This is a genomic window from Candidatus Omnitrophota bacterium (assembly GCA_014728045.1).
In the GTDB taxonomy this organism is placed as follows: Bacteria; Omnitrophota; Gorgyraeia; order Tantalellales; family Tantalellaceae; genus WJMH01.
Genome location: WJMH01000016.1, coordinates 1 through 12,442 on the forward strand (window position 1 = coordinate 1; position 12,442 = coordinate 12,442).

Annotated in this window: 6 protein-coding genes; all 6 read left to right on the forward strand. The window is 47.4% G+C overall.

From position 1 onward, the window contains the following. On the forward strand, positions 1–8,113 hold an 8,113-nt coding region (locus GF409_06515), incomplete at its 5' end, for a S8 family serine peptidase (GenBank protein MBD3426868.1). 33 nt (positions 8,114–8,146) lie between these two features. Then, entirely contained in the window at positions 8,147–8,572 is a 426-nt protein-coding gene (locus GF409_06520) for a hypothetical protein (protein MBD3426869.1), read from the forward strand. A 309-nt stretch (positions 8,573–8,881) separates the two neighbouring features. Continuing rightward, positions 8,882–9,271, forward strand: coding sequence for a hypothetical protein (locus tag GF409_06525; protein ID MBD3426870.1), 390 nt, complete (start codon positions 8,882–8,884; stop codon positions 9,269–9,271). A gap of 134 nt (positions 9,272–9,405) precedes the next feature. Next, positions 9,406–10,368, forward strand: coding sequence for an outer membrane protein assembly factor BamD (bamD, locus tag GF409_06530; GenBank protein MBD3426871.1), 963 nt, complete (start codon positions 9,406–9,408; stop codon positions 10,366–10,368). Next, positions 10,368–10,907 carry a hypothetical protein gene (locus tag GF409_06535; GenBank protein MBD3426872.1) on the forward strand — a complete coding sequence of 180 codons (540 nt, stop codon included), beginning with the start codon at positions 10,368–10,370 and terminating at the stop codon, positions 10,905–10,907. The genes bamD and GF409_06535 overlap by 1 nt, the downstream gene beginning before the upstream one ends. A 63-nt stretch (positions 10,908–10,970) precedes the next feature. Then, on the forward strand, positions 10,971–11,921 hold the full coding sequence (holA, locus tag GF409_06540; protein MBD3426873.1) for a DNA polymerase III subunit delta: 951 nt from the start codon (positions 10,971–10,973) through the stop codon (positions 11,919–11,921). Positions 11,922–12,442 lie beyond the last annotated feature (521 nt).

Here is a 12,442-nt window from a genome sequence, read left to right on the forward strand (position 1 = left end):
GATCAGCATGAGGGAGAACGGTCAGGCTGTTGCCACTAATCTGATATCTGCCTGGCTTTTTGATGAAGGGACAGGAACCTCGGTTGAAGATGACCAGAAGGATAACGATGGGACCATTTCCGGGGCAAGCTGGTATGACCTGTCAACAAGTCCCGTTGTAAACGGCTTGCTTTTGGACGGTACGGATGACTATGTTGTTTGTGGTAACGATAGCAGTTTAGATATAAGGAACGAATTGACAATTGAACTTTCCTTGGCTATACAAACCTTGGGTCAAAACCAATATTTAATAAGCCGGGGCAGATCGGCTTCTGCTGGATACAATTGGTGTATATATATAGATAGCAGCGATTCTATATGTTTTTACACGCCCAGAGGCGAAATCACCAGTGGAAGCACTGTAATAAGCGACAAAGATTTTCATCATATAGTGGCGACGTATTCGTACGCAACTAATTCAATGAAATTATATGTTGACGGTACTCAGGTTTCTTCGACCAGCATAAACAAATCTCTTCCTTCAATTTCGACTAACCTTACGATAGGCTCTGAGGTAGGTGGAGGTTCATTCAATTCAAACGTAATATTTGGCGATGCGCGTATATACAACAGGGCGCTGAGTTCTACTGAAGTGAATAACCGTTATAATGATCAAACCATCACAACCGGCCTTGTTTCTTCCTGGCTTTTTGATGAGGGGCAGGGAACAACTCTTTATGATACTACGGGCATAAATAATGGTACGATTTACGGTTCTTCTTGGGTAAAGAACAGTTCTCCGGAAGATACGATAGAATTCTATGTTTCTGGCCTTATGAAAAGAAAAACAGAAGGCACAACCTCAGACATATACGAATATCTGGATGAAGACTGGAATAGCCGCGGATACGGACGCGAGACCCTAGCATATGACGCAACTGGCGGTATTTACAGGACTTATACCTGGAGTGCCACACAGGTAACTGTTGAAGAATACTCAGGGACTTATTCACCTGCTGCAATGAGCGATGTATGGGATGATGTTCTGCTTTCTGAGAGGACCGCTACCTATATATATGACCATCACGACGTGCAGCACGATCTTGATACCGCAACTAACGGCTGGGCCATGCGCTCAAAGACCGAATATGAAACTAACGGTACTACTGTTTCAGCCGAGTACGAATACGATACTTCAGGAAGACTCATAAAAGAACAGCATTCGGGAGATGATTTCTATTTTACCTACGATTATTACACCGGGGACTATTCGAGCGAAGTTTTCCATAAATATGAATACGGTTTCGAGGGGGATATTTCCTTAACGGCACATGGTAATGTGTATAAAGATACAACGGCGATGAAATTCGGATTATCCAGTGCCAAGTTTGACGGAACCGGAGATTATCTTACTACAGGTGATAGTGAATACTGGGACATTTGCGCTTCCAATACCGACAGTTGGACCATAGATGCTTGGGTCAAGTTGGATGATACGACAGGCAATTCTACAGTTGTGAGCCATTACGAGACCTATGCTAATTGGTGGTATCTGTGTCATGAAGGTACTGCCGGATTCGCATTCGAGGTGTATTTGAGCGATTCTCTTATTATATCCGCCCAGGGCGGGCAAATTAGCGATAATAACTGGCACCACGTAGCATTGTGCAAGAACGCAAACACATACGGTATTTACCTGGATGGCCAGCAGACAGCATATACGCAGGATGACAGCACGTATAATTATTCAGGTACTCTTTATATAGGAGCGGTCAATGGTGTCACTGCTTTCGATGGGAATATGGATGAAGTGCGCATAGTCCACAATAATTCTTTTAACGCATCGCCGAACGCCTCACTCACGGATACGATAAGCGTGCCGACGGCGGCTTATACTTTCGATTCCGGTACGGTTTTTCTGGCGCACATGGACGGTTCCGAAGGGTCGACCAGCTTTAATGCCACGACCATAGTGGAAACGCTTATCAAGACCTACGAGTATGATACGAGCGGTAACCTCGTGAGGATAATATACGCGCAGGGGTCAATGGAAAATTACGATACTAGCCCCTTTATGCTCAAAAGGAAGATAGACTCGGACACTTCCGATATTTACGAATACCTGAACGAAGACTGGAACAGTCAGGGTTACGGCCGAGTCACACTGCTTTGCGACACAAGTGACGGCAACTATACGACCTATGACTGGAATACGCCCCAGTCCGGGCAGGTCACCGTTAACACGTATAAAGGCGCTTATGAGGTGGAGACAGGCGACTCCGTTCGGAACGATGTCATTGCTTCCGAGAGGACCGATAGTTTCATATACGACCACAATGGTAACCAGTCAAGCTTGGATACGGCCACCAACGGCTGGGTAATGCGCCAGCATACTGTCTATGCCACTGATGGCACCACTGTTTCGGAGCTTTATGTTTACGATTCGGCCGGCAGGCTGACTTCGGACAGTTACGCCTCCACCGACAGGTCTTACACCTATACTTACGATGCGGATGATGCCAACAGGGTCGAATACAAGTACGAATGGGAATGGTCAACGAGCACGCTTCTTAATACATATAATTACCTTACGGATCAATGGATGATGAAAGAGGTCAATGATCCCGGGGCGTCCGATACTGGTACTATATATACCTATATAGACAGGAAGGGTACAATGTGTGTGAATACCCAGCTTGACGCGGACGGCACCTTCACCGAATACAGGTACAACGAATTCGACGTGTTGATAGGAGCTGATCGCTATAATGCCAGCCGTACCACTATCTGGAAGCTGGACGCTGATCTTAACGTGATAGACACCATTACGCCCAACGCTTCGTTCGCAAAGGGCGTTAACATGCCCTGGACCAATTACGGTTACGACCTGGGGATCGACCAGGAAGGTAGCACATCCCACATGGGGTACAGCTCCGACCTTGAAGCCCTCGTGGGAAGGATGCTTGAGCGTCAGGGCGATTACATGAGGGTTTTCCTTTTCAACGACCTGAGAAGCGGTGTCACCTTCGACGGGTCGGGTAATCCTACCGGTTTTACCGATAAGGTATATGACGACATGGACGCTCTTGTAGATGTGGCGGAGATACTGGGCATAAAACTTATCCCGGTCCTTCTCGACTTCAAGATGGCGGATAATGACGGGACCGGTGCCAAGGCGGACCATCCAGACCTCATAACCGATTCGGGTAAAAGATCGGCTTTTGTGAGCCTTATGGGCGACTTTGTGGGTAATTACAGCACTTCATCCAGCATATACGCATGGGAGGTCATGAACGAACCCGAAGAAATAATATGGAACACCTCAGGTATTTCGGCGGCACAGGTCCAGGTCTTTGTCCAGGCCATGGTTAACGAGATACATGCCGAGGACTCAGGTTCAATAGTGACCCTGGGCAGCGCTGACAGGAACGCTCTTCTGAACTACTGGACAGGCGTGGGGCTTGACCTGTACCAGTTCCATTATTACAACAAGTTCGAGGATGATAGTAAGCCTCTTGCGTATGACGCGGACCTTTTAAATCTCGACAAGCCGGTCATAATAGGCGAGGTGGACCCCACAACGTGCGAAAAATACACAGATACCAACGGTAACGGTACATGGGATACGGGTGAACCTTACGAGGACCATAACAGTAACGGCCAGTGGGACAACGATTACCTTTCTGTCATCGAGAAACTCACCACGATCTATTCGAATAATTACGCGGGAGCTCTTTTCTGGGAAGATGAAAGCGACCTTTACACCATAAGCGATGAAATGTACGATGACATGAAAAGCTGGATGTATTACGGCCAGAGCGGCGAAAGGGACGAAACGTACGATTCGCTCCTGCTTAAAAGACATACCACAGCAGGCGGGGATATATACGAATATCTCGACGAGGACTGGCTGAGCCAGGGCTACGGGCGTATCACCCTTACTTACGACGCTTATGATGTCGTATATGAGACATATGACTGGGACAGCCCGGCGACAGGCCAGGTAACCGTCGAAGAATATCACGGCTCCTACGATCCGGCGCAGGACAGCGCGACACGCAGCGACCTGGTGACTTCCGAAAGGTCCGACACTTATATCTACGACCATAATTCCGAGCAGGTCGATCTTGATACGGCGACCAACGGCTGGATCATGCGTAAACACACTGTTTACGGTTCAGACGGCACCACCATGGCCCGCGAATACACCTATGACAGCCAGGGGCGCATGACCAGGAATGAAGATGTGGCGGCTGACAGATATTATTTATATACTTCCTATTATGACCAGACGCAGTACCGCTACATGGAGGAATATGAGCGCAGTACGGACACGCTGCTTGCGACATATGAGTACGATTCAAGCGGGAACCTGATAAACACCTCCTACGGCGGCGATATCGTTGAATGGCACGATTCGGGCCTCATGAAGAGGAAGATGGAGGACTCGACCCGCAATATATACGAATACTATGACGAGGATTACTTCGACCCGGATACCGGGAGTTTCCTGGGGTACGGAAGATATTCGCTCATTTATAACTATACGGATACCGAATACAAGACCTATGACTGGGGACTGAATTCGGTGACCGTGAACGTGTATGAGGCCGCTTACGGCCCTGCGCCCTTAAGTGACCTCAGGAGCGACGTGGATGTTACCGAGAGGACCACAAGGTTCGTGTTCGATCATTACGGGGAAGAGGTGGATCTTGATACGGCGACCAATGGCTGGGTCCTGAGACAGAAATCCATTTTCAGCACCAACGGCACGGACGTCGTTGAAGAATACTTCTATTACGAGACGAACGGGCTCCTTTACACCAAGGAAGTCACTGAAGAGACCGACCCGCAGGCTGAAGACGCTCTCCAGGGAGACCACGTCAAATACTATTTTCTTGAAGAGGACGCAGGAGACGGGTACGGGCGTATCTACCGGGTCGACAACTATACCGAGGGATGGTATTACGATATAAGTTACGCTAATCCGAGTGACCCCAACGATGATACCATCTCCAGCAAGCTTACCAGGGACCTTACGACTGACGAGATAATAGTTGTTGAGGAGAAATGGCCCAGCGACCGCATAAAGAGGATCAAGACAGAAGAAGACGTCAATGGGGATTACCTGGTCACCGAATACCTGGATGAGAACTGGGCGAGCCAGGGCTACGGAAGGGTGGATCTTTCCTATGATTCTTCCTACCCCGTCTATAATACGTATGACTGGCAGCAGCCCGCTTCCGGGCAGGTCACGGTCGTGGAATATTCTGGCGTATATACTGTGTTCCCCGGAGACGAATTGAGAGCGGGAGTTTATACTGCTCACAAGACCGCTGAATACATCTATGACCACCACAATGAGCAGGTCGATCTTGATGTAAGTACCAACGGCTGGACTATCCGTCAGAAGGCAATATATACGACCGGTGGACTGCTTGTGACCGAGATATATGATTACGCGACGGACGGTACGCTTACTACGCTAACACGACTAGCTTCAGACGGCACGGCTGATTCAATAGAGACATATGAGTACTTCGCGACCAGCGGAAGGCTCGAAAAAAAGACGGTTTATTCGAGGACCACATCGGGCGATCCCGCCCAGATAGGTCAGGAGCCTTACGTTATGTATACTTTCTATGACGAATCGTTCTATGACAATGGCACCCCACTGGATGATTCCGATGACTACGGGCGCCTGGAATACCTGAGGGAGCAGACCACATCGACGGAGTGGACGGAATATCACTACATCGAGTACTGGACGGGTACGGATGATGTCAAGATATACGAAGAATATGACAATACCGGTACAAAGATAAGATATGAGCTTGACCAGGACGGTAATATCGTCAAAAAAGAAACATACATATCCGACGTACTGTCGATGGTCGAGGATTATTATACGGACACTTTCCTTATAATGGCCAGAACCTATCTGAACGGTACCAGTGATAACGGTAACGTTTTCTACCACTATCTGAACGAGGCATTCTATGATAACGGCACGACGGATGACGCGAGCGACGACTACGGCAGAGTGGACATGCAGGTAGCGGATACTCTTGATGCGGACGGCGCGATAGCCTATGAGTCTGATTATTCCACTTCAGCCGGCGCCGAGGAAAGGCTTACCGAAAAACGCGCTTACGCCAGCGCCGATTACAGTAACACGGCTAATCCTGTCTTCTCGGGTCTTGTAGCGACATATAACTATTACACCACAGATAGTGACAACAGGATACACACCAAACTCATAGAAAGCGTCTCAGGCGGCGAATACGACGGTAAAAGAATAAGGTATTATTACCTGAACGAGGATGCCGGTGACGGTTACGGCCGTGTGTACAGGATGGACAATCTGACCGATGGCTGGTATGAAGAGTATACCTATGCTAATCCGTCTGACCCGAATGACGAGAGGCGTTCTTCTTCCTACAGGTATGATCTTTCTGATGACAGTCTTATATTCGGTGAGTCCTACTACGCTGATACGGGGCTCCTGCATGAGAGGACCTACGAGGACGCTGATTCCTACGGCAACGACTATTACGAGTACGAGAACTATGATTACTATGGCAATGGTACAAGCGGAAGGGTGATAAGGAACCGGAACGCTTCCAGCGGCTATGTATACAAAGTTATAAGTTTCCATACGGGTACGGACAGAAGGAATGAGGTGAACGAGTATACGGATCTTACGGAAGATACCCTCTGGAACGTGTATTGGTTCTATGACGATGCCACCGGACGGATGTACCGCAAGATATCTTACAACGATACCTACGGCGATAACGGTGTGGCTTACCAGTATCGGAATAATTCGGATAACCGCTGCGAGATAAAATGGGACCTTGATGGCTCCATCTACGGGTTCTATGATGAGGACGGCTGGCATTGTGAGTGGAGGGTGTGGGATGCTGATCTTAATGATGGTATTTTAGATGAGCTTGATCAGTTCACCGGATACGGGTTCTTTACCGAAGACCCCGACCAGTATCATTATAAGAATATGTATGCTCACAGGGACGGTACGGATGACACATGGGACTGGACTGGAACAGAGATACTGAATAACGCTAGCGGTTCTTCTAAAAGCTACGTATGGGCTCCGGCTTCTCCCCCGAGCGGTTCCGGTGTTACCGATCCCTACACCCTTGACTTGTCAGATATGGAAGCGCCGGTAGCCACCGATCCCACGAAGCTTTTAGATGCGGGATTGAAGGATAACCTTACAAGTGACGATATTATTTCTCCGGAGATAGAACTATTCTACCAGAACCTGGACGCTCTTAAAGCGGTCTCTGCTGGCAAGGACGTGACCGTGGCGATACTTGATTCGGGGATAAACGCGGATGCGTTCGATTTTAACGTGTCCACCTGGAAGGATTTTACCGGTTCGGGTGATATATCAGATGAACTGGGGCACGGAACGACAACAGCCGGCATAATCGCGGGTACGGCCCCTGAAGCGGATATACTGGTGGCAAAAGTGCTTGATGAAGAGGGTAACACTACTTCCAGTATAATGTCCGAAGCCATAAGGTACGCCGTTGATATGGGAGCGAGGGTTCTGGCCATGCCGCTAAACCTTTACCCGGTGTATAACCAGCTCGAGCAGGCGATCGATTACGCCACCGGAAAAGGCGCTGTTTTGGTAGCAGCTGCCGGTAATGAAGGCACGAAGATACACCAGAACAGCCTCGCCGGACAGGATAAAGTTCTTACGGTGGGTTCGGTGGATAACGACGGCGAGCTTTCAGCGTGGAGCAATAACGACGATGAGCTTGACCTCGTCGCACCGTGGGATATAATAGACAACGAAGAAGGTACTTCTTTCTCGGCGGCTTTTGTTGCGGGTATAACGTCTCTTATCATTTCCGAGAACCCGGATATAACGCCTGAAGAGATCCTAGAAGCTCTTCGGGACATAACCGCGAGTCTTACGGAGACAACTTCGGCCGAGGAAAAGAAAGCGGGCGAAAAAGCCGAAGAAGAAAAGAAAAAGAAGATAAAGGGCGTGGATATAGAAGAGGTCCTTTCCCGGTATAACGCCGAGAGAAAGAACGCTTCGGAATTTACCGGTTACTCGGTAAAAGAGGATATCCCCGAACTTATCGTGAAGGATTAATTGTAATAATTTTAAGGATAGCTTGGCATAAAGATGGAGGTAAGGGAAGTGAACGAGAACACGGAAAAAAGAAAACACCCGAGGGTAAAAACCCACATACCTGTAAGGTATCGTAAAATGCGCGACGGGGCAGGCGTGGAAGGATCCAGTTCGCTCACTAAGAACCTGAGCCAGGGAGGACTTCGTTTCAGGACGGGGGAGTTCATCTCCATGGCCTGCAGGCTCATACTTGAGCTGGATATTCCCATGTTGACCAAACCTGTTAAGGCTATTTCCAAGGTGGCTTGGATACGCAAGTCCGCCGAGGGTGATGACTACGAGGTAGGTAATCAGTTCCTGGAGATGTCCAAAAAGGACAAGGAGCTTATTTCCGAATACGTTGACAGTCTCAATCTGTACAACGATCCGGAGACTTCTACCGAAGAGGCTCAAGCCAGTTTCGAATCATCCGAAGCCTAAAGTATCCTTAAGAATATTTGCGGGCTTCGGGCAAGGGGTCCGTGTTCCTTTCTTGCCTGGAGCCTGTAACTATTATCCGGTTTTGCTAAAAAAAACACCCGGTGCTATAAAATAAGTCCCGGGTATTTTTTTGCCCGCTTTCAGTAAATAATCAAAAAAGCCAGATATATATGTTTCACACACTATACTACATATGGTATACTACATATTAGAGGCAGTATATTTAGTATTTTTCGTAGCTGGTAATTAAGAAAATTTTCAATATTGTTACAAAAAGCAGGCAATTATCGTTAAAGAACAAAAATCAAAATGGGGGTAAGGGAAGTGGACAACTTTGCGGAGAAAAGAAAATATCCGAGAGTGAGCACTCATATTCCTGTAAGGTATCGCAAGCTTGGCGAGCCTGAAGGACAGATGAGAACCAATACCATCACCAAGAACATAAGTGAGGGTGGTATAAGGTTTGGCGCCCCGGAATTCATATCCAGAGCCTGCAGGCTGGTACTTGAGCTGGATATACCCATGATCAATAAGCCCGTCAAGGCCATATCCAAGGTGGCCTGGATACGCAAGGACGGCGAGAGAGCTGATTATGAGGTGGGAAACCAGTTCCTCGAGATATCCAGGAAAGACAAGGAACTTGTCTCAGAATATGTCAGCAGCCTGAACCTTTATAATGACAATGACGCTCAGTATTGAGCCCTTGTCCGGACCGATCGGTCAAAAGAAGGTTTGGAATTGACATTGGCGTATCATGTGATAAAATGTAAAACCGTCCGGTCATTCATATGATATGAGCCCTAAAACTATTCAGAGATCCAGTGATTAAACCCATGCTTAAAAGATATATTCTATTAATAGGCGTAATAGCCGCTATAACCGTTTTTTCGGTTCAAACCGCTCAGGCCTTCTGGGTATGGACCCCCAAGAGCAAGACCATGGTAAATCCCAAGTGGGCAGCCAAAGATACCCCCCGCGAGCAGTTCGACTGGGCGATGCATTTCTACAAGAACAGCGACTTCAAGCGTGCCGCCGAAGAGTTCATAAAGTTGACCGAGAGTTTCCCGGATTCGGACCTGGCCCCGGACGCGCAGTATTATGCCGGAAGGAGTTACGAGGAGCTGGGTAAATACTATTTCGCTTTCAAGCAGTACCAGAAGACCATCGATGATTATCCCTACACCAAGCGCATGGAAGAGATACTGGGCAGGGAATACAATATCGCAAATATCTTCCAGACCGAAGAGACGCCTAAACTGATGGAGCTTGAACTATCCGAATCCATGGGAAGGGCCGTCGAGATATACAAGAAGATAGTCGAGAACGCCCCTTTCGGGATGTACGCGGATAAATCCCTGTATAAAATGGCCGAGTGCTACAGGAGAATGATGAAGTACAATGAGGCCATCGAAGCTTACGAGAAGATCATCAAGGATTACCCCGAGAGCAGTTTTGTCTCCGAAGCCAAATACCAGCTGGCCTATACCAGGTACGAGGCTTCGCTCGCCCCGGAATACGACCAGGAAAGCACCGAGGAAGCCCTCAAGGAGTTCAAGAGGATAAAGAAGACTACACCCGTTCCCGCCATAGCGCAGGAAGCCGAAAAGGTGCTTGATGAGCTAAGGAGCAAGAAGGCCAACAGCATCATGAAAATAGCCGAATTCTACGAAAGAAGAGGAAAATATAGAAGCGCTGTGATATACTACCAGGATGTAACGGGAAAATTCCCCGGAACCAAGGTCGCCAATGAAGCCCAGGCGCGGATAGAGAGGCTTCAGAAAAGGATAAAGAATTGATGCGAGGGATAGTATCGGTTTTTCTCACAGTGTTCGTGATGCTCGCAGCCGGTTGCGGATATACCACCAGTTCACTCCTGCCGCCGGAACTGGATTCGATACATGTTGAGAACTTCGAGAACAAGATAGACCCGACCCAGGAGGTCTCCGATAAAAGGGCAAGCTACACCTACTGGCCGGGTCTTGAGACCGACATAACCAGATCGGTGATAGACGGGTTCATCTTCGACCGCCACCTGGATATAGATGACGAAAAAGACGCGGCCCTTATCCTCAAGGGGGAGCTTACCAGTTTCAGGCAGTATCCCTTAAGTTACGACAAGAACGATAACGTGATCGAGTTCCGCGTGGAGATACTGGTTGACCTTGAGCTTTATAACAATCTTACCGGCGAAACAATGTGGAAAGAGAAGTCTTTCCTCGGTGAGGGCACTTATTCCATTACAGGTCCCAACGCGACCACTGAATCCGAAGGCGTAAAAAGAGCCGTTGACGACCTTTCCCAGAGGATAGTGGAGCGCGTAGTTGAAGCCTGGTAAATAACCTGATAAATCTTTTTCATTAAACTCTTAACCGGGGCTCTCCCGGTTTTTATTATTAAAATGACCAGTAATTTCCTTATAATTGGTAACGACGAATATATCAGGCAGAGCGAACTGGATAAGATCAAGAATAAGTTCCTCGCTCTTTCCGAATCCGAACTGAATTATTCCTCTCACGGCCCGGATGATGTTGACGGGATCATGGATTCGCTGGGCACGATGCCTTTTCTTGCCGAAAAACGGGTGGTTCACATCAAAAAAGCGGAAGACCTGGCAGAGGACTTCATTGAGACCCTCTCTTCTTATCTTGAGAACCCCACTGAATCGAGCGTTCTTATCCTTACCGCAGAAGCCTCTTTCAAAAAGACCAAAGGGTACCATAAATTATCCAAGCTCCTTGAAGAAGTAAGGGCGGATAAACCCAAACCTGTAAAATTAAAAGGATGGATAAGGTCTTTTTACAGTAAAGAGGGGATAGACATATCGCCCAGAGCGGTAGACCTTATTATAGAACTCAAAGGGGACGACACCCAGTCGATAAAGATGGAGCTTGAGAAACTGGCCGCTTTTTCCGGCGGGGAAAGGATAGAAGCTCTTCATGTAGAGGAGCTGGTCGGAAGAAGCGTAACAGAGACCGTTTTCAAGATAGGTGATGCCATTAATGCGGGTAATTCCGGAAGGGTTTTCAAGGTCCTCAATGATCTTTACGACCAGAAAAAACAGCCTCCCGAGATTATAGGTTACCTTGGATGGTATATCAGGGTGGTCCAGAAGATAAGTCTATTGCTGGGTAAAGGAATAGGTTTCGATGGGATAGCAGGAGAGCTTGGGTACTCGCCGGCTTATACCAGGAGACTTACTTCCCAGGCTAAAAAGTATCCAAGTTCCCAGATAAAACGCTGGGTAAAGTTGCTTCTTGAAGCGGACAGGAATATTAAAACAGGTCGCACGGAAGCCAAACTCGCGCTGGAAACTCTTCTGGTTGGCCTGCTGAAAACAACTGAAAGTTAAGAATTTAAATAGCCCAAACCGCAAATAAGATTACTTTTTAATTTTTAACCATTCTGTGAAAATTTTCACATGGTATACTATATATATAGATATAAATTTAACATGATATAAACTGAAAATTAACAATAAGAATATAGAGTTAATACTTTTAGAAATTGCTTAAATTTGGTTACTCGGAATAAGCTGGGTCGATAAAAGTTAATTTAGATTATATATGTATTAAGGAAGTACGTTTATTATTAAATATACATTTGGTACTAGAAATTAAGGAGAAAAATATGAATTCTTTTTATGTCAAAATGCTGAAGGTGGTCTTCTTACTAACTTTCGTTTCAATTTTTTCCTGTGCTATATCATTGGCAGCAGACACCACTGCGTTAAGTTTTGACGGTACGGACGACTATATGAACTGCGGTAATGATTCCAGCCTTAATTTAAGGGGCGAGTTCTCCATCGAGATGAAGGTAAAGATGCAGACACTGGGAGAATGGCAGTATCTGGTAAGCCGTGGCAGGTCGGCA

Excerpts from the sequence above, each read along its gene's own strand:
- GF409_06520 (MBD3426869.1), top strand. The coding sequence starts at position 8,147 with ATGGAGGTAAGGGAAGTGAACGAGAACACGGAAAAAAGAAAACACCCG.
- GF409_06525 (MBD3426870.1), top strand. The coding sequence starts at position 8,882 with ATGGGGGTAAGGGAAGTGGACAACTTTGCGGAGAAAAGAAAATATCCG.
- bamD (MBD3426871.1), top strand. The coding sequence starts at position 9,406 with ATGCTTAAAAGATATATTCTATTAATAGGCGTAATAGCCGCTATAACC.
- GF409_06535 (MBD3426872.1), top strand. The coding sequence starts at position 10,368 with ATGCGAGGGATAGTATCGGTTTTTCTCACAGTGTTCGTGATGCTCGCA.
- holA (MBD3426873.1), top strand. The coding sequence starts at position 10,971 with ATGACCAGTAATTTCCTTATAATTGGTAACGACGAATATATCAGGCAG.